General features: G+C 61.9%; 18 protein-coding genes. 15 read left to right on the top strand and 3 right to left on the bottom strand.

All coding sequences use genetic code 11. The features are described 5' to 3' along the window. Window positions 1-84 precede the first annotated feature (84 nt). The 7 genes from PCO31010_RS19745 to PCO31010_RS19715 all read left to right on the top strand — a co-directional run bounded on the left by PCO31010_RS19745 (window position 85) and on the right by PCO31010_RS19715 (window position 7,983). Window positions 85-2,379: an FdhF/YdeP family oxidoreductase gene (locus tag PCO31010_RS19745; RefSeq protein ID WP_150665764.1), complete on the top strand. Its 2,295-nt coding sequence runs from the start codon at window positions 85-87 to the stop codon at window positions 2,377-2,379. Between the two features lie 160 nt (window positions 2,380-2,539). Beyond that, a complete protein-coding gene (locus PCO31010_RS19740) occupies window positions 2,540-3,940 on the top strand; it encodes a cytochrome ubiquinol oxidase subunit I (RefSeq protein WP_150665763.1) in 1,401 nt (466 codons plus the stop codon). Between the two features lie 4 nt (window positions 3,941-3,944). Further along, window positions 3,945-4,952, top strand: a complete 1,008-nt coding sequence (cydB, locus tag PCO31010_RS19735) for a cytochrome d ubiquinol oxidase subunit II (RefSeq protein WP_150665762.1) — start codon at window positions 3,945-3,947, stop codon at window positions 4,950-4,952. Window positions 4,953-4,967: 15 nt separating this feature from the next. Continuing rightward, on the top strand, window positions 4,968-5,879 hold the full coding sequence (locus PCO31010_RS19730; RefSeq protein WP_150665761.1) for a bestrophin family protein: 912 nt from the start codon (window positions 4,968-4,970) through the stop codon (window positions 5,877-5,879). 85 nt (window positions 5,880-5,964) lie between these two features. Beyond that, window positions 5,965-7,113 (top strand): GTP 3',8-cyclase MoaA, encoded by a 1,149-nt coding sequence (gene moaA / locus PCO31010_RS19725; RefSeq protein WP_150665760.1) that lies wholly within the window; start codon window positions 5,965-5,967, stop codon window positions 7,111-7,113. A 61-nt stretch (window positions 7,114-7,174) separates the two neighbouring features. Continuing rightward, window positions 7,175-7,696 (top strand): molybdenum cofactor biosynthesis protein MoaE, encoded by a 522-nt coding sequence (locus PCO31010_RS19720; protein WP_150665759.1) that lies wholly within the window; start codon window positions 7,175-7,177, stop codon window positions 7,694-7,696. A 29-nt stretch (window positions 7,697-7,725) separates the two neighbouring features. Next, window positions 7,726-7,983 carry a MoaD/ThiS family protein gene (locus tag PCO31010_RS19715; protein ID WP_150665758.1) on the top strand — a complete coding sequence of 86 codons (258 nt, stop codon included), beginning with the start codon at window positions 7,726-7,728 and terminating at the stop codon, window positions 7,981-7,983. A 48-nt stretch (window positions 7,984-8,031) separates the two neighbouring features. Here the strand turns inward: PCO31010_RS19715 and PCO31010_RS19710 are convergent, their stop codons facing one another. Then, on the bottom strand, window positions 8,032-9,453 hold the full coding sequence (locus tag PCO31010_RS19710) for an aminotransferase-like domain-containing protein (RefSeq protein WP_150665757.1): 1,422 nt from the start codon (window positions 9,451-9,453) through the stop codon (window positions 8,032-8,034). Between the two features lie 253 nt (window positions 9,454-9,706). Here PCO31010_RS19710 and PCO31010_RS19705 point away from each other — a divergent pair, with 253 nt between their 5' ends. Continuing rightward, the gene (locus PCO31010_RS19705; protein ID WP_150665756.1) at window positions 9,707-10,639 is read left to right on the top strand and encodes a LysR family transcriptional regulator; all 933 of its coding nucleotides are present in this window, start codon (window positions 9,707-9,709) and stop codon (window positions 10,637-10,639) included. A gap of 256 nt (window positions 10,640-10,895) precedes the next feature. Next, the gene (locus tag PCO31010_RS19700) at window positions 10,896-11,534 is read left to right on the top strand and encodes a LysE family translocator (protein WP_150665755.1); all 639 of its coding nucleotides are present in this window, start codon (window positions 10,896-10,898) and stop codon (window positions 11,532-11,534) included. Between the two features lie 16 nt (window positions 11,535-11,550). On the opposite strand, the gene PCO31010_RS19695 is transcribed toward PCO31010_RS19700, so the two are convergent. Both PCO31010_RS19695 and PCO31010_RS19690 read right to left on the bottom strand, forming a co-directional pair. Continuing rightward, window positions 11,551-13,134 carry a sensor histidine kinase gene (locus PCO31010_RS19695; RefSeq protein ID WP_150665754.1) on the bottom strand — a complete coding sequence of 528 codons (1,584 nt, stop codon included), beginning with the start codon at window positions 13,132-13,134 and terminating at the stop codon, window positions 11,551-11,553. Between the two features lie 47 nt (window positions 13,135-13,181). Next, window positions 13,182-13,784: a response regulator transcription factor gene (locus tag PCO31010_RS19690; RefSeq protein WP_150665753.1), complete on the bottom strand. Its 603-nt coding sequence runs from the start codon at window positions 13,782-13,784 to the stop codon at window positions 13,182-13,184. Between the two features lie 839 nt (window positions 13,785-14,623). On the opposite strand from PCO31010_RS19690, the gene PCO31010_RS19685 reads away from it, so the two are divergent. The 6 genes from PCO31010_RS19685 (at window position 14,624) to PCO31010_RS19660 (ending at window position 23,244) form a co-directional block, all read left to right on the top strand. Next, a complete protein-coding gene (locus tag PCO31010_RS19685; protein ID WP_150665752.1) occupies window positions 14,624-17,983 on the top strand; it encodes an autotransporter outer membrane beta-barrel domain-containing protein in 3,360 nt (1,119 codons plus the stop codon). A gap of 359 nt (window positions 17,984-18,342) precedes the next feature. Beyond that, window positions 18,343-19,302, top strand: coding sequence for a ubiquinol oxidase subunit II (cyoA, locus tag PCO31010_RS19680; RefSeq protein ID WP_425495025.1), 960 nt, complete (start codon window positions 18,343-18,345; stop codon window positions 19,300-19,302). Between the two features lie 3 nt (window positions 19,303-19,305). Then, the gene (cyoB, locus tag PCO31010_RS19675) at window positions 19,306-21,312 is read left to right on the top strand and encodes a cytochrome o ubiquinol oxidase subunit I (protein ID WP_150577355.1); all 2,007 of its coding nucleotides are present in this window, start codon (window positions 19,306-19,308) and stop codon (window positions 21,310-21,312) included. After that, complete coding sequence (gene cyoC, locus PCO31010_RS19670; RefSeq protein ID WP_150660309.1) at window positions 21,312-21,947, top strand: cytochrome o ubiquinol oxidase subunit III; 636 nt, start codon at window positions 21,312-21,314, stop codon at window positions 21,945-21,947. Before cyoB ends, cyoC begins: the two co-directional genes overlap by 1 nt. Beyond that, window positions 21,944-22,315 (top strand): cytochrome o ubiquinol oxidase subunit IV, encoded by a 372-nt coding sequence (cyoD, locus tag PCO31010_RS19665; RefSeq protein WP_150665751.1) that lies wholly within the window; start codon window positions 21,944-21,946, stop codon window positions 22,313-22,315. The genes cyoC and cyoD overlap by 4 nt, the downstream gene beginning before the upstream one ends. A 2-nt stretch (window positions 22,316-22,317) precedes the next feature. Continuing rightward, window positions 22,318-23,244 (top strand): LysR family transcriptional regulator, encoded by a 927-nt coding sequence (locus tag PCO31010_RS19660; protein WP_150665750.1) that lies wholly within the window; start codon window positions 22,318-22,320, stop codon window positions 23,242-23,244. Window positions 23,245-23,324 lie beyond the last annotated feature (80 nt).

The raw sequence follows: 23,324 nt of genomic DNA, 5'->3' as shown, positions 1-23,324 counted from the left end.
AGTCGAATGACAGTTTCAAACCCGGTCGCCCAGCGGCCATAGCCCCCAAGCAGACGCATCCCCACAGATGCACGGAGTGATGAAATGAGCAAACGACGCGAAGTGCCGGGCATTCGCCCCTACGATGGTCCCGCGGGCGGATGGGGCGCATTGCGCGCCACCGCCACTGCCGTTCGGCAGCAGATGGAGAGCTTTGAGGCGCCCATCGTCCTGATGCGTACCAACCAGCCGACGGGCTTTGATTGCCCGGGGTGTGCGTGGCCTGACAAGGAGCACCGCTCCACGTTCCAGTTTTGTGAGAACGGTGCGAAGGCCGTGACATGGGAGGCGACCACCAAACGCGTCACACCGGCGTTCTTCGAGCAGCATACCGTCTCGTCGCTGCTCGCGATGTCCGATTACGCGCTGGAAGACTTCGGTCGACTCACGCATCCCATGGCGTACGATGCAGCAACGGATAAGTTCAAGCCCGTCGAGTGGGACGCCGCGTTCGCGCGCATTGGCGAAATCATGCGTAGCTACGATTCGCCCGACAAGGTGGAGTTCTACACCTCCGGGCGCGCGTCGAACGAAGCGGCGTACGTGTTCCAGTTGTTCGCCCGCGAATACGGCACGAACAATTTTCCCGACTGTTCGAACATGTGCCACGAGCCGACCAGCGTGGGTCTTCCGATGTCGATCGGCATAGGCAAGGGCACCGTCTCGCTCGACGATTTCGATGAGACGGAACTGATCATTTCCATCGGTCATAACCCTGGCACGAACCATCCGCGCATGATGGGCACGCTCCACGAAGTCGCGCGCCGCAAGGTGCCGATCATCGTCTTCAATCCGCTGCGCGAACGTGCCCTGGAGCGATTCGCCGATCCGCAGAACATCATCGAGATGGCGACGTATAGCTCGACGAAGATTGCGTCGACCTATTTCCAGGTGAAGGCCGGCGGCGACGCGGCGGCGCTCAAGGGGATTATGAAGGCGCTGCTCGCGCTCGAAGCGACGCAAGGCAATGTCCTCGACCGGGATTTCATCGCGACGCACACCGAGGGATTCGACGCACTCGCCGCCGACCTCGAAGCGACCTTGTGGGCGGACATCGAGAAGGAAAGCGGACTGACTCGCGACGAGCTTGAGCAGGTGGCCGTCGCCTACGCAAAGTCTAACGCGACCATCGTGACGTACGGCATGGGCATCACGCAGCACAACACGGGAACGGCCAACGTGCGTCTGATCGCCGACCTGCTGCTCATGCGTGGCAACTTCGGCAAGCCGGGCGCAGGTATCTGTCCGTTGCGCGGACATTCAAACGTGCAGGGCAACCGCACCGTAGGTATCACCGAAAAGCCGTCGGCGGACTTTCTCGAACGCATCGAGGACGTGTTCGGCTTCACGCCCCCGAAGGGCCATGGTCACGACGCGGTCAAGGCCATGCAGGCCATGGTCGACGGCTCGTCAAAGGCCCTCATCTGCCTTGGGGGCAACTTCGCCGTAGCGTTGCCCGATCCGGATCTCTGTTTTCCGGCGATGAAGACGCTCGATCTGAGCGTGCATCTGGGCACAAAGCTCAACCGCACCCACCTGCTGGTCGCGAAGGAGACGTTCATTCTGCCCGTGCTCGGTCGCACCGAACTGGACGTGCAGGCCGGTGGCCCGCAGTCGGTGACCGTCGAAGATTCGATGTCGATGGTTCACGCCTCGGCCGGTAAGCTCAAGCCCGCATCCGAGCACTTGCGCTCGGAGCCGGCCATCGTGGCCGGGATGGCGCGCGCCGCGTTGCCCGCAAGCAAGGTCGACTGGTTTTCGCTGATCGAGGACTACGATCGCATTCGCGACCTGATCGAGCGCACCGTGCCGGGCTTCGACGATTACAACGCGCGTATCCGTGTCCCGGGCGGCTTCCGCATGCCGCTGCCACCGACGGAGCGTCAATGGAATACGCCCTCGGGCAAGGCGATCTTCTCCGTGTTCAAGGGCGTGCGCGAGAACTACGAGCCGTGGGCGGACGACGTGCTGCGGCTCATTACGATTCGCAGCCACGATCAGTACAACACGACGATCTACGCGATGGACGACCGCTATCGTGGCGTGTTCGGGCGTCGCGATGTGCTGTTCATGCACCCAAACGATCTGGCTTCGCACGGGCTGGAGCACGGTGATCTCGTCGATATCCAAACGATCTCGTCCGGCCGTGCGCTGCGCCTGTCGGGCATCACGGTGATCGAGTACAACATCGCGCCGGGGTCGGTGGCCGCCTATTACCCGGAGGCCAACGTATTGGTGCCGCTCGACTACATCGACGAAGACAGCGGGACGCCCTCATACAAGTCGATACCGGTACGGGTTTTGCGATCGACGTCCGACGAGACCGCCGCCGCGTCATGACCTGCTGACGCCTTCGTGTCGCGTGCTGCCCTGAGGCTCACGTGACAAGGCGCTCACCCCACCGCCCCGCGCCGCCGAGCCTTCGCAACGCCCGTCTGTCCTGACGGGCGCGGCGAGGTGCTGCCCGCGTTCGGTCGTCGCTTCATTACAGAGAACGCTTATGGACATGTTAGATGCCCTCCATCTCGCCCGATTGCAGTTCGCATTTACGGTGTCATTCCACATCGTGTTCCCCGCGATCAGCATCGGCCTGGCCAGCTTCCTCGCCGTCCTCGAATGGCGCTGGCTGGCAACCGGCGACGAAACGTACAAGGACATGTTTCTTTTCTGGTCGAAGATCTTCGCTATCGGCTTCGGCATGGGGGTCGTGTCAGGCGTTGTTATGGCCTACGAGTTCGGTACCAATTGGGCCGGCTTCTCGCACGTTGCCGGCAACATCACCGGACCGCTCCTGACTTACGAGGTGCTCACCGCCTTCTTTCTCGAAGCGGGTTTCCTCGGCATCATGCTCTTTGGCTGGGAGCGTGTGAGCGCGCGCGCTCACTTCTTCGCCACGCTGATGGTGGCCGTCGGCACGCTCATCTCGACGTTCTGGATTCTGTCGTCGAATAGCTTCATGCAAACGCCGCAGGGGTATGCGATCGAGGCCGGACGCATCGTTCCGGTGGACTGGTTCAAGGTGGTGTTCAACCCGTCGTTTCCGTATCGACTGGCGCATATGACGATTGCGGCATTCATCGTCGCAGCGTTCATCGTGGCGGCGTGCGGGGCCTGGCACCTGCTCAAAGGCCGTCGCGACAAGCCGGTCAAGCGTAGCTTTTCGATGGCGCTCTGGATCTTGTTGGCGCTCGCCCCGATCCAGATCGTAGTGGGCGACGCCCATGGGCTGAACACGCGCGAATACCAACCGGCAAAGATCGCCGCTATCGAAGGGTTATGGGAGACGGAGAAGGGCGGTACCGCGCTCAATCTCTTCGGCCTGCCCGACATGAAGGATGAGGTGACGCGTTATGCCGTCAAAGTCCCGCATCTGGGGAGTCTGATCCTCACGCACTCATGGGACGGCGAGATTCGCGGCCTCAAGGAATTCGCGCCGCAAGACCGCCCGTACTCGCCTGTCATCTTCTGGACGTTCCGCATCATGGCCGGCCTCGGCATGCTCATGCTGCTCACCGCGCTCATCGGTGTCTGGCTGCGTCTGCGTGGGAAGTTCTACGAGACGCGCTGGTATCAGTGGATGGTGCTTTGCATGGGGCCGTCGGGTTTGATTGCTTTGCTTGCAGGCTGGATCACGACGGAAGTCGGACGTCAGCCATGGACGGTCTACGGCGTGCTTCGCACCACTGAATCCGTCTCACCGGTCAGTGCGCAACAAGTCGGTGTCTCGCTGCTGATCCTCGTGGTCGTGTATTTCCTCGTGTTCGGCATGGGCGTGTACTACATGCTCAAGCTCATGAAGCAGGGGCCGAGCGAGAGGACTGAGTTCTTCGTGCGCCTGAAGCATCCGGGGCTGAACAATCGGGCCCTGTCGGAACCGTTCGAAGCCGTTCAAGGGGAGTAATGCCATGCATATCGATCTGCCTGTCGTCTGGGCGGCCATTATCGGCCTGGGCGTATTTATCTATGTGGTGCTCGACGGTTTCGACCTTGGCATTGGACTGCTGTTTCCGTTCTTCGACAGCAAGACCGACCGTCAGGTCATGCTCAACACTGTCGCCCCGGTCTGGGATGGCAATGAAACGTTCCTCGTGCTTGGCGGCGCCGGGCTTTACGGTGCATTCCCCGTGGTGTACGCGACGTTACTGCCAGCCAACTACCTGCCGTTGATTCTGATGGTCATCGGCCTGATCTTTCGGGGCGCGGCGTTCGAGCTTCGTAACAAGGCAAGGCGAACGCAGCATGTCTGGGACCTCGCCTTTATCGGGGGCTCCGCGCTCGCAGCTTTCTGTCAGGGCGTTGTGCTGGGATCGCTGCTGCAAGGTATTCGTGTGGTGAACGGCCAGTTCGCGGGCGGTCCGTTCGATTGGCTCTCACCGTTCAGCGTGTTCTGCGGTATGGGAGTGCTCGTGACTTATGCCACGCTGGGCTGCGGCTGGCTGATCATGAAGACGGACGGTGAATTGCAGCGAAAAATGCGGCTGCTCATGCGACCGTTGGTCAGCGTTTTGCTCGGTGTCGTCGGGCTGGTCAGTCTCTGGACGGTGCTGGGCCTGCCGGGCGTCGCGCAGCGCTGGTTCGGCAGCGGCCTGCTGATGTGGTTCCTGCCGGTGCCCGTGCTGGTGCTGGCATGCGTGGCGGCCATCTATCGCTCGGTTCGCCTGCGACATGAGGCCATGCCGTTCGTGCTCACGCTGGCGCTGTGCTTTCTCGGCTATAGCGGGCTGATCATCAGCATCTGGCCGAATATCCTGCCGCCGTCGCTCACGATCTGGGAGGCGTCGTCAAGCCCGCAGAGTCAGGCGTTCGCGCTGGTCGGAACGGTCATCGTGCTGCCGATCATCCTCGTCTACAACGCGATGCAGTACCGTGTTTTTCGCGGCAAGGTTCGCGAGCATGACGCCGGCTATCACTAACCCTTATTGTCATTCATGATCGTCCGGCCGAAACAAAGCTGGTTCCGTCTCCTGTTCGTCTGGAACGGCTCAGTGCTGCAGTCCATCATTCCGCAGTTGCTGTTCATGGCGGCGGTCAGCAGCCTGGCCGTCTTCACGCATGGGCGGATTTTCGGCGAGAAGATTCCGCTGAATACGACGTTGCTCACACTCTTCGGTCTGACGCTCGCCATCTTCCTCGCGTTTCGCAACAACGCGAGTTACGAGCGGTTTAACGAAGCGCGGCACCTGTGGGGCAATGCCCTGATCGCCACGCGCACCCTCGTCTCGCAGGTACTCAGTTACGTGCCTGAAGCGGGGGAGACGCTGCGCATCGCCGATTTGAGCGTCGCGGTCATCTACGCGCTCAAGCACCAACTGCGCGGCACCGATCCATACGACGACCTGAGCCAGTTGCTCGGCCCCGGTCAGGCGGCGTGGTTCGGCGCTAAGCAATACCGGCCCGTGGCGATCCTGCATGTCTTGCGCGAACGTCTCACACGTGCACACAGTCAAGGCCGTGTGACGGATGCTCAGTTCTGGACGCTGGACGCCCAACTGGTCGAGCTGGGTAAAACCATCGGCGGGTGCGAACGTATTGCGTCGACGCCGATCCCTTTCGCTTACAGCGTATTGCTCCATCGCACGGTCTATACCTACTGCGTGCTGCTGCCGTTCGGGTTGGTGGATTCGACGGAGTTCTTCACCCCGCTACTGTGCGTGTTCATTTCGTACACGCTCATCGCGCTCGAAGCGATTGCGAACGAAGTCGCAGAACCGTTCAGCGTGGCACCCAACGCACTGGCGCTCGATGCGATGACCCGAACGATCGAACGCTCGGTATTCGAGCTTTGCGGGCGCGAACTGCCCGAGCCGGTCGCACCGAAATATCCCTATCAACTGACCTGAGCAGGTGCGGCGCACAGAACTGTACTCTTCGACGCGGCCCCGAATTGTGATCTTCGTCGACCGGCTGCGCGCCTATGCTGTGGACATGACTTACGCTTTGGCGCCCGCGCCGGAATCTTACGTGAACGCTATCGCCGACACTTCGCCCGACCTGACGTGCGCCTCCGCACCGGCGGTGGCTGGCGGGCCAGTGCCCGACCTGCGCGGGCGCTGGCTTCGCGATCTTCGCCTGTCGGTCATCGATCGGTGCAATTTCCGCTGCACCTATTGCATGCCGCGTGGGACGTTCGGCGCGGACTATCCGTTCCTTGCTTCGTCCGAGCGTCTGTCGTTCGATCAGATGGAGACGTTGGCGCGCAGCTTTGCGCTGCTTGGCGTCGACAAGATCCGCATAACGGGCGGCGAGCCATTGCTGCGGCGTGGCGTTGAGTCGCTCATCGAACGCCTTGCGGCGATCCCCACGCTCGGTGGCACGCCAATGGAAATTGCGCTGACGACCAACGGTACGCTGCTCGCAGCCAAGGCGAAAGCACTGCACGCTGCTGGCCTGACGCGGGTGACGGTCAGTCTCGATGCGCTGGACGACGGCGTTTTCCGGCGCATGACCGACACGGACGTGCCGGTGGCCCGTGTGCTGGAGGGCATCGCGGCGGCGAGCGCTGCCGGTCTGGCGCCGGTAAAGGTGAACACGGTCATTGAGCGCGGGGCGAATGACGATCAGATCCTGCCGCTCGTACGCCACTTCAAAGGCACGGGCGTGGCACTGCGCTTCATCGAGTACATGGACGTCGGTGGCGCCGATGGCTGGGCGATGGACCGTGTGGTCACGGCAGACGACGTACGTCGCCACGTCGAATCCGTCTATCCGCTTGTTCCGCTCGAAGATGCGCGCGCGGGAAGCACGTCGGTAAATTTCGGGCATGCCGACGACGTGTCGTCCGAAGTCGGATTCATCGCCAGCGTGTCGAAGCCGTTCTGCGGTGACTGCACGCGTGCGCGTGTCTCCTCGGACGGTCGGTTATACACCTGTCTGTTCGCGACGCAGGGGTTGGATATTCGCCCCTGGCTAGGAGACGGGATCGGAAACGGGGCGTCGCCCGAGGCGCTCGCCGACGTGGTTCGGGCGCATTGGGTGCGACGTGGCGACAACTACTCCGAGCGCCGGGCCCAGCGCTCTGCGGCGGGCGGGAAACGTCGATATCCGACGATCCGCATGTCGCTGGTCGGCGGTTGAGCCCGCCGTTGTGTCGTCGGCCCCGAGGGCACCGACGGTGTGAGAATCATAGGGGTTCACGATGACGGCTTCTTTCCCGTACATGCAGGCCATGCTGCCCACGCCGGGTGTTTCAAGCGGCATTTCGTCAGGCGTGGAAGTTCGACTGCAGGTGCAGAACATCGCTATCGAAGCGGAACTCGCACAGGTCATGCGTCACCCGAAGACCGGCGCCATCGTCAATTTTCTCGGCGTGGTGCGGCAAAGCGGCGACATCGACGACGTCATGGCGCTCGAAATCGAGCACTACCCAGGCATGACCGAGCGCACGCTCTGGACCATTGTCGAGGAAGCGCAGGCACGCTGGCCGCTCGATACCGTAAAGATCGTCCACCGTATCGGCCGGGTTCCGCTGGGACAGGCGATGGTGATGGTGATCGTGGCAGCGCAGCAGCGGTCTTCGGCGTTCAGCGCGTGCGAATTCCTGATGGACGTTCTGAAGCACAACGCGCCATTCTGGAAAAAGGAAGTGCGGCGCGACGGCGCGACCGAGTGGGTTGTGCCTCACTCAACGAACGAACATGCGACGATTCGGTGGGGGTAAGTCCCACAACGTCGCTCCCGGCTCTAATCATGAAACTGACCATTAAGTATTTCGCGAGTCTTCGCGACGCGCTCGGGCTGGACGAGGAGATCGTCTACGTCGACACACCGGACATCAGCATCGAACGATTGCGCGCCGTGCTGGCCTCGCGCGACGCCCGCTCGCACGACGTGTTCAATGGCGAGCGCCCGGTGCGTGTGGCCGTAAATTTCGACCTTGTAGACACGGCTTTTGTGGTGCGCGGCGACAGCGAGGTCGCCTTCTTCCCGCCCGTCACCGGCGGCTAATCGGCAGATCGCGCGGCTTACATCGCACAGGCGTGCGCAGATGGCTGCCTACTTCGCACAGGTGGTGGCGAGTTTGCCCACGGTGATGACGGCTTGCTCGATTTCGGGGGACCACGGGGTGCTGTAGTTAAGGCGGATGAAATTCCGATAGCTGCCCGAGGCCGAGAACATATAGCCAGGACCGACTGTGATGCCGCGCTCGAGCGCGAGCTGATACAGCTTCATGCCGTCGACCTTATCCGGCAATTCCACCCAGAGTACATAGCCGCCCGCCGGGTTTGACAGACGTGTGCCCGCCGGGAAGAAGCGCGTCACGATGGCCTTCATCAGGTTGGCTTGCTGTGCGTAAGTCTTGCGCAACCGGCGCAGATGATGCTCATATCCTTCACGCTCCAGAAATTCGGCGATGGCCAGTTGGGGTATCGACGCGGTGGTAAGCGTGTTGAGAAACTTCAGTTTCTCGACCTGGTCCCGGTATCGGCCAGGCAGCGCCCAGCCGATTCGGTACGCCGAGGCAAGTGTCTTCGAAAACGACGAGCAGTGCAGCACGAGCCCTTCGCGGTCGTATTGCTTGAGCGTGGTGGGGTAAGTGTCGCCGTAGTACAGCTCGTTGTACACGCCGTTCTCGATGAGCGGCATGTTCAGTTCGGCCGAGAGCGACACGAGTGCGCGTTTGGCTTCGTCCGGCATCTCGAACCCGAGCGGGTTCTGGAAATTCGGCATCACCATGCAAGCACCGATGCGCTGGTCGCGGGCAATGCTTGCCAGCGCATCGACGTCGATGCCGCGCGCCGCATGCGTCGGGATTTCGATGGCCTTCATACCCATGCGCTCAATGGCGTGAAGCATGGCGTAAAAGGTTGGCGATTCCACTGCGATGACATCGCCGGGCTTGGCGACGGCTTGCAGGCACAGGTTAATGGCTTCCGTCGCGCCGACCGTCACGATGATCTCGGCGGGATCGATCGTCACCCCCTTTTCGGAGTAGCGCTTGGCGATCTGACGGATCAGTTTCGGATGCCCGGGCGGCAAGGCGTCTCTCATGCCTCGCAGCGAGTCGTCGCGCGCTGCGGCGTAGGCGTACCGGTTCAACTTCTCGAAGGGAAACGCGCCGGGGTCGGGGTAAGGCGAGCCGAGCGGCACGGCGTCGTCGGTGGCAATGGAGCGCAGCGTCGAGAGCACCAGCCGACTCACGTCGACGGAAGCCGAAATCGCGATCGGTTTTGGCTTCGCAGTAGTCAGGGCCGGTGCTGCGTAGGCCTCCAGGGTACTCACGAAGTATCCGGATTGCGGGCGACTGACGATCAGTCCGCGGCTCTCCAGCAGCAGATAGGCGCGAATGACGGTCGTAATGCTGATCTGGCGCTGCTGGCTCGTCTGACGCACCGACGGGAGGCGCTCCCCCGGCTGATAGACACCGTTGGCGATCTGGCTCTGGATGTCGTCCGCCAGCGTCTCGTAAAGTCTCATCGCGTGCTCCCTGCCTGCCAACTGTGTTCTTCACACCGCCGATTTTGTTCGTTGTGACGATGTCTGCGTCACTCTATCAGAACTGTACTCTTCGCTACCTCCTGTTTTTGTGCACTCACACATCGCTTTTCGAGGACTACGCTTGAGTCATTCGGAATAGAGGGATCACTATCATGGCAAAAACAGCGAGAAGTAAGGCAGATAATCCGCGCGAACGATGTTGTCCGTGTCGATCGGCAAAGGGAGGTGTTCGATGAATCTCCTCGAAGCCATGCGCGTTTATGTGCGAGTGGTCGAGCGCACCAGCATTTCGAGCGCTGCGCGCGATTTGGGAATCGGGCAGTCCGCAGTCAGCGAGCGCATCGAGCGACTGGAGCAATTTCTCGGATGCCGCTTGCTGCAACGCAATACGCGCGCAGTTAAGTGCACGTCCGAGGGTGAGGTGTTTTACACAAGCAGCAAGCAAGTCCTTGAGGCCGCAACGCGCGCCGTTTTTGAGGTCTCGCAGGACAACACCCAGATGGCTGGCCAGATTCGCATTGCTGCCCCGCATTGTCTGGGGGAGGGCGTCGTGCCTGAGGCCATTCGGCATCTTCGGGCTGTATGTCCTTCCATGTCGATCGATCTGGTGCTCGAAGACCGTCCGCTGGATCTGATTTCAGAGGGCGTGGATCTGTCGTTTCGATTCGGCCGACCCGCCGATGGCAGCTTTATCGCCTGCCAGTTGGGGCAAGTTCAGCGAATGCTGGTGGCCGCGCCGTCCTATCTGGCGCGCGCACCGGTGATTCGGCAAACGGACGACATTGCCGCGCATCCGTTTATCCGCATCAAGGGCGACTTCGATAACGAGGCGCTGCCATTGATCGATGCGCAGGCTCGGGAGAGCACGACGCCGATTCAGACAGCGATGACGATGAGTCATTGGCGCCCCATGTATGACATGCTGTGCGGTGCTGCGGGCATTGGGGTCGTCAAGGTGCCCGCCTGCATAGAGGCGCTCAAGGGCGGCAGCCTTGTTCCGGTGCTGCCGGGACACAAGGTGCCTCCTTTGGACCTGCATTTGTTGATTCAGGCAAAACACCCTTTCCCATCGCGCGTTCGCCTGGCCGTCGATGAGATCAGACGATGCGTTCCGGAAATCCTTCGGGCCCGGGAAATGCGAGGAGAAGCATATGGCTCACCATGACAGGCCGCGTCGTGGCGATCGGCGACGGCAGCTTCTGTGGTTCATCGCGTTATGGTGCCTCGGCGTGGGCGTAACCGCCGCGCTGACACTTCCGTTGCACCTGCTGGTCGTTTGGGCGAAGTAGTGCGATCGCCGGAACGCAAGCGGGCCTGAGCTCCTGCGCAACGCAATGCCCGGAATCTCCCGTCACTCGCGCATGGCCCGCATGTGCGAGAATCCTCGCTTACGAGGCAAATTCGTTGCCGAGGAGTGTCCGATGACTGCTACATCTGCCGTTTTCGCCGTTCTGGTCGCGCTGTGGTTGGGCGCCATGATTCCCGGGCCGAGCTTCGTATTGGTCGCGCGCAACGCGATCGGTCTGTCTCGTCGCGATGGGCTGGCGACAGCCTTCGGCATGGGCGTCGGCGGCATTTTCTTCGGCGGCGTTGCGCTCGCCGGGCTTTACACGCTTTTACAGACCGTCGAATGGCTCTATATCGGCCTGAAGGTCGCAGGCGGCGTTTATCTGATCTACGTCGCGTGGAAGATATGGCGCGGTGCCGGGCATCCGATTACGGTCGATGCCACGCTGACGGCGTCCCGCGGCAGCGTACGCAAATCGTTCTGGATTGGCCTCAGCACGCAATTGAGCAATCCCAAGACGGCCATCTGGTACGGCAGTATCTTTGCCGCGCTGTTGCCGCAGCATCCGCCGCTGTGGTGTTACTTCGTGCTGCCGCCACTCGTCTTTGCCATCGAATTCGGTTGGTACACCATTGTCGCCCTGTGTTTTTCGAGCAAAGGGCCGCGCGAGGTGTACCTGCGCGCGAAGAAGTGGATCGACAGAATTGCCGCCGCGGCCATTGCAGCGCTTGGTCTGCGCTTGATTCTTAACGCTTCCAAGGCGGGTATCTGACATATACGCCAGCCGCTCAGGCTGGCGTAGCTTCCACCGCCGGTGCCTTCGGCAACGTGATCGTAAACGTCGTCCCAACCCCAACTTGACTGGCGACGTCGATAGTCCCCTTGTGGAACTCAATAGCGGCGTAGACCACCGCCAGTCCCACGCCGGAGCCATCTTCCAGTACCGCATTACTGCGCGAGCGGAAGGACATCTGGAAGATCTCCTTCAACTCGTCCGCCGGGATGCCGGTGCCGTTGTCTCGCAGCACCACCTGGAAAGCCTCACCTATATCCGTCACGCTCATATCGATGGCGGGTTGCGCCATCGTGTACTTCGTTGCGTTGCTGATGAGGTTGATGAATGCGTGGAACAGCACGTTGCTGTCGCCGATCATCTTGCTGTCCATGCCGGACGGTGCTTGCACCGTAATCGTCGCGTTCGGGAACATGTCCGAGCCGACGCCGCGCACATCCTCCAGCAACGCTACCAGAGACAACTCCGCGCGCTTGCCGAATTTCGGATCGTCCAGCGATGCGCTTTGCGCCGCATCCAACCAGTTCTGAATCAGGTTATTCAGCTTCGCCACCGCTTCGCGAATCTTCGTGTAACGCGGCGTCGAATCCGTTTCCTCGTTACGCGGGTTTAAGAGCCGCTGCGCGTGCCCGTCGATCACGCTGAGCAACGTACGGAACTCGTGCGTGGCCATCGAGCGGAACGTCTTCTGGAAGTTATTCAGACGCTCTTCATTCGCCAGCGCCCGCTGCAAAATCGTGTTCTTCGCCGTCGCGAGTTTCTGGTTACGCACCAGCGACGCCGTGCTTTCCTGAATCTTCGACAGCGTGCGCGACAGCGTGCCGATTTCGTCACCGCGCGAGAGCCACGGCAGACGCAGCTTGTCCTTGCCCGACATCGTGTTGCCCGCCATCCGGATCAGACGCGTCAGCGGGCTGAGAATCACGGTGTCCACGTAAATCAGGCAGAGCAGGGTGACGACGATCATCGCGGCAATCAGCGCATCGATTTGCAGCAGATGCTTGCGTGCCGCGCTGTTCTTCACCTCGACTTCCTTGATCAGCGACTCGGTGCTGCGAAACACCAGCGAGCCGAAGGTGCTGTTCGCCTGCGTGTACTTATTGTTCGAGTCGCCGCGATAGAGCTTGGCGGCATCGCTCAGCTTGCCGGTCTGCGCAAGCTGAAACACCTGATTCGACGCGCGACGGTACTGCGCCCATTGCGACTGAAACTTCGAGAATGCGAGACGGAATTCGTCGTGGGCCAGCACCTTCTGATAACGGTCCGACGCCGACTTGATCTTGTCGTCGAACTCGCTTGCCGCCGTGCGGATGTCCGCAAGGGCCTTGGGCGACATCGGCGCGAGGGCTTCGGACTCCACCGTGCGGAAGTCGGAGATGTAGTCGTTCAGCTCTTCGAGCAGGCTCAGATTCTCGATCTGGGTGCGCTCGGCAGCGATGGCGCGCTGCTGGGACGAGTCGACCTGATGGTGCACGGCGACGCCCACGGCGATCATCGCCACGAGACACAGTGCGAGCAGGAGATACATCCGCCCCCGGATCGGGAGCGACTTGGGCGGTGTGGAAGACGCTTTCGACATGCGATGTCAGCAGTAATCAGCAGGTGTGGCCCGGCGCGGCGACGCGCTCAGAGCTGGATGATATTGAGCAGGGCGGCACGCACCACGGCTTCGGTGCGGGTGGCGACGTTCAGCTTCTCGCGGGCATTGTCGATGTGGAAGTCGACCGTGCGTTTGCCCAGATCGAGAATGATCGCGATTTCGGCCGACGTCTTGCCCTTTGCCGACCATTGCAGCACTTCCACTTCTCGCTTCGACAGACCGAAGGGCAACGGCGTGCCTTCCTCCGGCTCGTCATGCTCGGTGTACTTGCGGATGACGGTGTCGAGCACGTCGAAATCCACCGGCTTGAGCATGTACTCGTCCGCACCGGTGCTGTGCCCGCGCATGATCGATTCCTTGTCGGCGTTGCCGGTCAGGAAGATGAACGGGATCTTGCGCTCGCCCTGAATGATGCCGCGAGCGCTTTCCAGAAACTCGAAGCCGGTCATGCCTGGCACGTTGACGTCGCACACGATGATGTCCGGCATGAACGCGGCGAGCGTTGCCAGCGCGGCCGAAAAATCGTGCGCGACTTTGACGACATAACCGCGATCCGTCAGATCTTCTCGAATCAGATCTGCCGAATCTACGTCGTCCTCAATGCAGAAAACTTTGGTGGGAGATGACATCCCGCTGGCCCCGGTTTTTTATGGAATAGACAAATCGTACTAAAAAATCACCGGACGACGAAATTTCGCAGAAATACACGCGCATGACACGTCTCGCGTTATCCGGTCATCACTTGTTCTCGCCCAATAAGAAAAGGACCGCGAGCGCGGTCCTTTCTGGGCGGGAGATTTTGCATGAGTGCCCGATCAGGCGAAGAGTGCCGGGCAAATCTCAAATGCGAGCCGCATGCCGATCAATGCCATGTTTTGGAGGTTTTCGATCATGACGTGTTCTCCGTCGTGCGTGAGGTTGGGGCGGCTGAGGGGCCGGTGAAGTGGCTCAGTAGCCGAACACATGCCCGACGTGGATGGCGCATTGCATGCCGGTTTCGATGCAGGTTTCGTTGTAGAAGAGGCTGTCGACGAGGTTGAGGATGAGGCTCATGGTGGTTTCTCCGGTGTTGGGTGCGATTTAAGCGAGTCGGTGACGATCAGCCGAGGGCCGAGACGATGGTGCCGACGAGGCCGAGGATCGAGGCGAAGCCGTAGGTGACGAGTGCGGGCATGGTGTTTCTCCTTAAGTCGGTTTGTTGGGTTTGGCGGCTGTCGTTGTGTTGCGTTAGCCGGTGAGTGAAGTATCGTCATCGCCCCCTCGCCGCGAAACTGTGATTAATACAGGTCGGCCCGATTTCAGAGGGGTTCGCGATTGTCTGAGGGAAAAAGTGCTTATTTCATAGGGGGTTACGGGCGCTCGCCGTAAAACCCCGTATAAATCGCAGTGACGTCGTTCAGAGTGCTCCGTACCATTCGCTTCGCATTACAAAGCCTTACAGAAGCGAAATAGAACAATGGAGTACTGAATGAGGACGATTCGGATGACCTGCGTCGCATTTGCGGCGCTTTGCACAATCACGTCGGCCGCGCAGGCCTACACGACGATCGACATCGCCGACCGCTACGGCACGCCGTTCATACAAGCGCGGTTGTTTTCCCCGACGGATGGCGCTTATGCCACCGACCCCAACAATCGAGACCAGTTTTCGACGGGCACGCTCTCGCCGTTGCAAACCGATCAGATTCGCAGCGCCCTGAACTACTGGGCCGAGGTCATCAAGGTGAAACCCGGTCGCTCGCCCGCGATCATCAATGTGGGGATGAGCACAGAGAACGGCGCGCACGCGTACAGCCCTTACGCGTTCGAGGCGGGCGACCCGACGGCCACGGGCGGGCAGAACCCGACGCTCGTGCAGGCCGCGCTGCAGAACAACCCGCTCGCGCGTGATAGTTATCACAACGCGAACGGCGAGATCACACTGGGCCAGATGGCGTTTTCGACGGCAGCGCCTGCGGCGTCGCAAATCCCACTCAATAGCAACGCCGACCTTCCGGCGGTCATGTTGCACGAAGTGGCGCACGCGCTGGGTGTGGGGACGAATATCGCCGAGATCGAGTTGCCGTCGGGCAAGCATACGAACCAGTTTGCGACGGTTCTGGACTCGTGGTCCGCGCACCTGTATGACGACAACGGTCGTCAGGCGAAGGCCGGACAAATGATTCTCACGCCGGAGGATGCGGGCACGGTGGCCGACCCCAACGCGTTCGACGCCCGCAACGACACGGCGTATTTCACCGGCGATCACGTCAGGGAAGTGCTCGGGGACTCGATGAAGGGCATTCCCGTGAAGGCGATGTTCGACGAGACGACCTACGATTCGCCGATCTTCTCGCACATCGAGCTCAAGAACAGTCTGATGAGCCACCAGACCTACCGTAACTACACGGCGTTCATGGAGGCGGAGCTGGCCGCGCTGCAAGACCTCGGCTACGACATCGACCGGCGCAACTTCTTCGGTCGTTCGATCTACAACGACGGCCTGACGCTGACCAACGACAACCCGTTCTTCGGCCGCAATGCCGATGGCACGGCCTACATCCCGAACACGTACAACACGGCGACGCTCGGGCTTGGCCTGCACATCTACGGCAGCGGCAACACGGTCGCGCAGCGCGCCGACCTCCTGACCATTGGCGCGGGCGGGGCGGGCATTCGGGTGGACGGTGTGGGCAACAACGTGACCGTGCTGCCGGGCACGCGCATCTATGCGGACGGCAGCAACGGACGCGGCGTGATGTTCACGTACGGCAAGAACCATTCGTTCGTGCAGCGTGGCGACGTTCAGGCACTCGGCGCCAACGGCATCGCGGCGAGTTTCGATTTCGGCCACAACGCGCTGGGTGACGCTGGCGACTACCGTGGGTCTTACATCTCGACGAAAGTCGATCCCGTCACCAAGCTGACCTTGCCGCTGCCCGACGAACTCGACGGTCCGCTCGTGACCCGCGCAGACATTACCGGACGCCTCGCGGGCACCTACGCGTCGCTGTACATGTCGGAGAACGGCTACGTCGGGGAGATCAACATCATGCGCGGGGCGGCGCTGTACGGCGACATCATCTCCAGGTACGCCGAGCGGGACGCCCAAGGGGCGCTGCGTCTCACGCAACTGAACTTCGGTCTGGCGCCCGATGCGAACGGCCTCGCGACGACCGCAGCAGACCCCACGTTCAATTTGCGCTACGACGGCAATATCGTCGGTAGCAATCTGGCGCTGACGATGGCGGGCGGCACCACGCAGATCAACGGCGACCACACGGTGCACGACGTGGCTGTGCTCAGCGGCGCGACGCTCACCGGCAACAGCCGTTACACGCTCGACTCAGCGGGCGCTTTCGTGAACGCGGGCACGGTAGCGCCGTCGGTGGCGGGCAGCTTCATCAGCATCGGTGGCGACTACTCGCAGACAAGCACGGGCCGGTTCGTCTCCTCGCTGTCGGACAACGGCACGTTTACCAAGCTGGTGGTGACCGGCCACGCGGCGCTCGACGGCACGCTCGCCATTGCGCCGCAGCGCGGCTGGTACGCAAGCGGCATGACGGTGACGTCGGATCAATGGCTGAACGCGTCGAGCATCGGTGGTGCGTTCGCCAACGTGACGACCCTGCTGTCGTCGCCGACGTTGCTCGCCACTGCGAGTTCGCTCGGCAACAACACGTATCGGGTGCAGATCGCCCGCGCAGGCAACGCCTATTCGCAATACGGCATCGATGGTAATAGCCGTCGCGTAGGCGCCGCGCTCGACCGCATCGCGGGCAGCGTCGGCCGCGACTTGCAACCGCTCGTCACAGCGCTCGACTTCTCGGCCGCAGACGGCAGCGACATCGCTCGTGCATTGCCGCAACTGACGCCCGCCGCCTACGGCGCGATGTTCACCGGCGGGCTGCTGCGGGAGCGTCAGTTGACGGACATGGTGGCCACCGCCGTCGGTGCGGACGGCAGCCAGAACACCAGCAACGGTGCGCTCACGGGTAACTGGCGCGGGTTCGCCATGCCGTTCGGTAGCGGTTACTGGCGTGGGCGCAGCGGTGACATGGCGGGTGCGAGCGGCAACACGTACGGCGTGGTGTTCGGCGTCGAGAAGGTGGCAGGAGAGGGGCGCGACTGGACCATCGGCGCGCACGGCGCGGTCAGTGGCCAGTCGACGCGTCTGGACGGCCAGACGCCCGGGTCGGGCAAGACGACGGCGTTCGACATTGGTGTGCACGCGCGCTATGCACCGTCGGCGAGTGCCGGTCCGCACGCGTTTGCCCTGGCGCGTTTCGGTGTCGAGGACGGTCGTGTCGACCGGACCATCGCGGTGAACGGGTACTCGGCCACGCCGCGCGGCACATGGACCGGCGCGACAGCATCCGCGAGCATCGGCGGCGGCTGGCGCTGGCAGTTGAGCAGCACGACGAGTGCAGGCCCGGTGGCGGCGCTCGACTACACCGCGCTGTATCGTCCGAGCCTCACGGAAGACGGCGCTGCAAGCCTGCATCTCGACGGCAAGACGTTCAACTCGCTGCGCACCCGCGTGGGCGGTGAGTTGCGCTTCGATCTGCCGATGGTCTCCGGCAACGCGCTGACGGCCAATCTGCAAGCGACTTGGAACCACGAGCTGACGAGTGGGGCGATCAACCAGACGGCCAGCTTCGCGGGCTATCCGGGGGCATCGTTCACGACGCGCAGCGAGGTCGTCGGTCGTGACAGCCTCGGCCTGCAAGCCGGTGTGTCGTATCGCATGGCCCGCAAGATCGTGCTCGGCGCGGCCGTATCCAGCAACGTCTATAAGGCTGGAAATGCCGACATAGCAGGTTCCGTGTCGGCAACATGGAGGTTTTGATGTATGTAATTAAGGTTGCATCAAAGCGATAAACAAAGACGTTACCAGAAAGACCAAAGAACGCCAGGAATTAGCACTTCCTGGCGTTTTTTCATTTGGCATGGCATGACGCAATTTCGGTTTCAATGCGCGAACCATCAGTTCCCGAGTGCGTCATTATGTCGCGATGTATGGAATATGTGCATGCGTAGCATTCGTCACGCAAATAGTGTATCCATACATAGAGGCTTAAGATGTCCATGCATAACGTCTCGCTCCCCCGCAGAGGAAGGGCAGACACGACACCCGGCACGCATTGGCGCACGTGGTGTGCGCGCGTCGCCGCTGCGATGGCGATGGTGCCCATGAGCGGCTGCACGATGGAGCTGTTTGACCCCAAAGGCAGTGTCGGCGAGCAGGAGAAACACCTGATCCTGATCGCGCTGGGCGTCATGCTGCTTGTCGTGATCCCGGTCATCGTGCTCACGCTCGTGTTCTTCTGGCGCTACCGCGAGACCAACACCGCGGCGACCTATTCGCCGAAGTGGTCCCACTCCACCAGGATCGAAGTCGTCGTGTGGACGATTCCCGTGATCATCGTCGTGGCGCTCGCCGTGATGATTTGGGAGACGACGCACAAACTCGATCCCTATCAGCCCATCGAACCCATCGCCGCCGACAAGCCGCCGGTGCGTGTGGAAGTCGTGGCGCTGAACTGGAAGTGGCTATTCATTTACCCGGATTACAAGGTGGCAACCGTCAACAAGCTGGTGCTGCCGGTCGACACGCCCGTGGAGTTCAAGATCACAGCCGAGTCGCTGATGAATGCGTTCTTCATCCCGCAACTGGGCAGCATGGTCTACGCGATGTCGGGCATGCAGACCAAGCTGCACCTGATCGCCAGCGAGACCGGCACTTATGCGGGGATGTCGTCCGCTTATAGCGGCCCGGGCTTCTCGGACATGCACTTCAAGGCGCACGTCACGTCGCAGGGCGACTTCGACAAGTGGGTGAAGGAAGCGCAGGCCGTGCCCGACACGCTCGACGCACCGACCTACGTGAAGCTCGAACAGCCGGGTACCGCTGCGCCGGTCGCCGTCTACGCCAACGTCATGCCGGGCCTGTTCGACGCCGTCGTCGGCAAGTACATGGGGCCGATGGATGGTGGCGCACAAGGTACGCAGGGCATGCGTGTCTCGGGCAACAGCGCCATCGACGACATCATCGCCGCCGCCAATTGCCGCGTGGACGGCCAACTGGACAGCCGCGCGCTCCTCGCGCAGCGTCCCGAGCGCGAGGCCGGTGCGCAACCCGCATCGCAGCGCGCGCTCACGGAGTAAGTCATGTTCGGAAAACTCGATCTCGACGCCATCCCACTACACGAGCCCATCATCATGGGCACGCTCGTCGTCGTGCTGCTGGGCGGCGCGGCGCTGCTCGGCGCCATCACGTACTTTAAGAAGTGGGGCTATCTCTGGACGGAGTGGATCACTTCCGTCGACCACAAGCGCATTGGTGTGATGTACATCATCCTTGCGCTCGTCATGATGCTGCGCGGCTTTGCCGACGCGATCATGATGCGCGCGCAGCAAGCCATCGCCGCCGGTGGTGAAGCGGGCTATCTGCCGCCGCATCACTACGATCAGATCTTCACGGCGCACGGCGTCATCATGATCTTCTTCGTGGCCACGCCGCTGGTGCTGGGCCTGATGAACGTGATCGTGCCGTTGCAGATCGGTGCGCGCGACGTGGCGTTCCCGTTCGTCAACTCGCTGTCGTTCTGGCTGTCGGCCATGGGCGCGGTGCTCGTCATGATGTCGATGTTCGTCGGCGATTTCGCCGCGACGGGGTGGGTCGCGTATCCGCCGCTCTCGGAGCTGGGGTATAGCCCGACGGTCGGGGTGGATTACTACATCTGGTCGCTACAGATATCGGGGCTGGGCACTACGCTCACGGGCATCAACTTCATCGTCACTATCCTGCGCATGCGCGCGCCGGGCATGAACCTGATGAAGATGCCGGTGTTCACGTGGACCGCGCTGATCACCAACATCCTGATCGTTGCCGTGTTCCCGGTGCTGACCGCCACGCTCGCGTTGCTCACCGCCGACCGTTACCTCGGCATGCACTTCTTCACGAACGAACTCGGCGGCAACGCCATGATGTACGTGAACCTGATCTGGATCTGGGGACACCCGGAGGTGTACATCCTGATCCTGCCCGCGTTCGGTGCGTTCTCGGAAATCATCGCCACGTTCTCGCGCAAACCGCTGTTCGGCTACAAATCGATGGTCTACGCCACGTCGTCGATCGGCATTCTGTCGTTCTTCGTCTGGCTGCACCACTTCTTCACGATGGGTTCGGGCGCGAACGTCAATGCCTTCTTCGGCATCATGACGACGATCATTTCGATCCCGACCGGCGTGAAGCTGTTCAACTGGCTGTTCACGATGTACCAGGGCCGTATCCGTTATCACTCGGCCACGCTCTGGACCATCGGCTTCATGGTGACGTTCGCCATCGGGGGCATGACCGGCGTGCTGCTGGCCGTGCCGGGCGCGGACTTCGTGCTGCACAACTCGCTGTTTCTCGTGGCGCACTTCCACAACGTGATCATCGGCGGCGTGGTGTTCGGCTGCCTCGCGGGCATTACGTTCTGGTTCCCGAAGGTCTTCGGCTTCACGCTCAACGAACGTTGGGGCAAGTTCTCGTTCGCCTGCTGGCTGATCGGCTTTTACCTCGCGTTCATGCCGCTGTACGTGCTCGGCTTCAAGGGCATGACGCGCCGCATGAACCACTACGTGCAGGCCGACTGGCAGCCGTACCTCATCGTGGCGGCCGTCGGTGCTGCAGTGATCGGTCTGGGCATTCTGTCCTTTGGCGTGCAACTCGTCGTGAGCATTCGCGACCGCAACGCCAACCGCGACCTCACGGGCGATCCCTGGGATGCGCGCAGCCTGGAGTGGGCGACGTCTTCGCCCGCGCCGTTCTACAACTTCGCGCACGTGCCGCACATCGACTCGCTGGAGCAGCACTGGGATGACAAGGAGCGCGGTCTGGCCTACGTGCAGCCGACGCACTACGAAGATATCCACATGCCACGTAATACCGGCACCGGTTTCATCGTCTCGGCGTTCAGCTTCGTGATGTGCTTCGCGCTGATCTGGCACATCTGGTGGCTGGCCGGTGCGAGCCTGATCGCGACGATTGCCACGTTCCTGTGGCGCACCTACGACCGCGACGTCGATTACTACGTGCCGGCGGCCGAAGTGGAGCGTATCGAAAACGCCCGCTTTGCCGACCTGCGTGCCGCGCATCGCGCGCATCAATCCCTGCAAAAGGCCGCCTGATGTCCTCGGCATCCCTTCATACCTCACACGGTCACGGCGCTGCTGCCGGAGCCGACGCCCACGCTCACGGGCACCACGACGCAGGCGCGACGACGACGCTCGGCTTCTGGATCTACCTGATGAGCGACTGCCTCATCTTCTGCGTGCTGTTCGCGACGTTCGGCGTGCTCGCTGCAAATACGGCCGGTGGGCCGACCGGCCGTGAACTGTTCGAGCTGCCGTTCGTGCTCGGCGAGACGATGCTGCTGTTGCTCTCGAGCTTCACGTTCGGGCTGGCATCGCTGTCGATGCGTCCGGGCAACGAGGGCGTCGTCCAGCGCTGGCTCTGGATCACGTTCGCACTCGGTGCAGCGTTCGTGTCGATGGAAATCTATGAGTTCTCGGCACTGCTGCACGAAGGCGCAGGCCCGGGACGCAGCGCGTTCCTCTCGGCGTTCTTCACGCTGGTGGGCACGCACGGTCTGCACGTGACGTGCGGTCTGCTGTGGCTCGTCGTGATGATCCATCAGATCGGACGCTTCGGCTTCGATCCGGTCGTGCGTCGCCGTCTGCAATGCCTGAGCCTGTTCTGGCACTTTCTGGACCTCGTCTGGATCTGTGTCTTCACCTTCGTTTATCTGCGGGAGTTCGTATGACGAGCGCGCAAGTTCACGACCACGGCGCTTACGCCTCGCAGAGCCATCTGCGCGATTACATCATCGGGTTCTTCCTGTCGCTGGTGCTGACGTTCGCGTCGTTCGGCGCAGTCATGCTCAAGCTCGTGCCGAGCGGCTGGGGGCTTGCGACCATCGTCGTGCTATGTGTGGCGCAACTGGTGGTGCAATTGGTGTACTTCCTGCACATCGGTGCGAAGCGCAGCCAGCGTCAGAACTCGGCCATCTTCCTGTGCACGGCCGGGCTGATTGCGATCATCGTCGCGGGTTCGTTGTGGGTGATGCACAACGCCAACGAGAACATGATGCCCACGCACATGTCCATCGACCGGGCGAAGCTGCGCGACTGACCATGGACCGCCTCAAATGCATGGAGGTGTTTGTGCAAGTGGTGCGCGCCGGCAGCCTGTCTGCCGGTGCGGCCGCCTGTGGGATGTCGGCCGTCACGGCCACGCGCCACGTGCAAGCGCTCGAAGCCCGACTCGGCCAGCCGTTGCTGCGCCGTAGCGGACGGCGTCAGGTGCCCACCGATCTCGGCGAGCGTTACTACACCGAGTGTGCCGAAGTGCTCGCGCGCGTCGAGACGGCTGACGCGTTGGGCGACGGGAGTCCTGCGCGTGCACTGCTCGCGTCGGCGATCTCGCGGCCTGTCGGCCAGATTCGTGTGAGCGCGCCCACTACGGTCGGCTCGCATCTGCTCATGCCGATCTTTGCGGAGTACTTGCAGACGCATCCGGACGTGGCGCTCGACCTTGCACTCAAGGACCGGGCCGTCGATCTGGAGGAAGAGGGCATTCACGCTGCCTTTCAAGCGGGCGGCAATCCCGAACCGGGGCTGGTCGCGCACACGTTGCGCGGTGTGACGCGCGTGGCGTGCGCGTCGCCCGGCTATCTTGCGCGACGCGGCGTACCCCGTCAGCCCGCCGATCTGGCCGGGCACGACTGCCTCGGCTTTCGCTACGACGAGGTGCTGGGACGCTGGGAGTTTGCGCCTGCCGGGGCGTCGGGCGATGCCCGTCTCATCGCGCACAATCCGCTCGCGCAGCTTCAGGCGGCGGTGCATGGCATGGGTATTGCGCTGCTGCCTGAGTATTTGCTTGCGCCTGAGGTGGAAGCGGGGCGTCTGGTGCGTGTGCTCGAAGCGCAGGCGCAATTGAGCGAGCCGATGCATCTCGTGCATCTGGCGGGGCGCTACGTGTCGTCCAAGCTTGACGACTTCGTGCGCTACATGGTGGCGAAGCTCGGGCCGGAAGCTTGTCCGGTGGCCTCATCGGCTTGATGGCGGCTTGATGGCGGTTTGATGGTGGCCTGATCCCGGACTGATCCGGCAGTCACAAACTTCGGCTAAGATGCAGCCAT

It is taken from the genome of Pandoraea commovens (assembly GCF_902459615.1).
Lineage (GTDB): Bacteria > Pseudomonadota > Gammaproteobacteria > Burkholderiales > Burkholderiaceae > Pandoraea > Pandoraea commovens.
This window is presented reverse-complemented; position numbering and strand designations above follow the sequence as displayed.

Coding starts and splice junctions, on each gene's coding strand:
- PCO31010_RS19745 (WP_150665764.1), top strand. CDS start 85: ATGAGCAAACGACGCGAAGTGCCGGGCATTCGCCCCTACGATGGTCCC.
- PCO31010_RS19740 (WP_150665763.1), top strand. CDS start 2,540: ATGGACATGTTAGATGCCCTCCATCTCGCCCGATTGCAGTTCGCATTT.
- cydB (WP_150665762.1), top strand. CDS start 3,945: ATGCATATCGATCTGCCTGTCGTCTGGGCGGCCATTATCGGCCTGGGC.
- PCO31010_RS19730 (WP_150665761.1), top strand. CDS start 4,968: ATGATCGTCCGGCCGAAACAAAGCTGGTTCCGTCTCCTGTTCGTCTGG.
- moaA (WP_150665760.1), top strand. CDS start 5,965: ATGACTTACGCTTTGGCGCCCGCGCCGGAATCTTACGTGAACGCTATC.
- PCO31010_RS19720 (WP_150665759.1), top strand. CDS start 7,175: ATGACGGCTTCTTTCCCGTACATGCAGGCCATGCTGCCCACGCCGGGT.
- PCO31010_RS19715 (WP_150665758.1), top strand. CDS start 7,726: ATGAAACTGACCATTAAGTATTTCGCGAGTCTTCGCGACGCGCTCGGG.
- PCO31010_RS19710 (WP_150665757.1), bottom strand. CDS start 9,453: ATGAGACTTTACGAGACGCTGGCGGACGACATCCAGAGCCAGATCGCC.
- PCO31010_RS19705 (WP_150665756.1), top strand. CDS start 9,707: ATGAATCTCCTCGAAGCCATGCGCGTTTATGTGCGAGTGGTCGAGCGC.
- PCO31010_RS19700 (WP_150665755.1), top strand. CDS start 10,896: ATGACTGCTACATCTGCCGTTTTCGCCGTTCTGGTCGCGCTGTGGTTG.
- PCO31010_RS19695 (WP_150665754.1), bottom strand. CDS start 13,134: ATGTCGAAAGCGTCTTCCACACCGCCCAAGTCGCTCCCGATCCGGGGG.
- PCO31010_RS19690 (WP_150665753.1), bottom strand. CDS start 13,784: ATGTCATCTCCCACCAAAGTTTTCTGCATTGAGGACGACGTAGATTCG.
- PCO31010_RS19685 (WP_150665752.1), top strand. CDS start 14,624: ATGAGGACGATTCGGATGACCTGCGTCGCATTTGCGGCGCTTTGCACA.
- cyoA (WP_425495025.1), top strand. CDS start 18,343: ATGGAGCTGTTTGACCCCAAAGGCAGTGTCGGCGAGCAGGAGAAACAC.
- cyoB (WP_150577355.1), top strand. CDS start 19,306: ATGTTCGGAAAACTCGATCTCGACGCCATCCCACTACACGAGCCCATC.
- cyoC (WP_150660309.1), top strand. CDS start 21,312: ATGTCCTCGGCATCCCTTCATACCTCACACGGTCACGGCGCTGCTGCC.
- cyoD (WP_150665751.1), top strand. CDS start 21,944: ATGACGAGCGCGCAAGTTCACGACCACGGCGCTTACGCCTCGCAGAGC.
- PCO31010_RS19660 (WP_150665750.1), top strand. CDS start 22,318: ATGGACCGCCTCAAATGCATGGAGGTGTTTGTGCAAGTGGTGCGCGCC.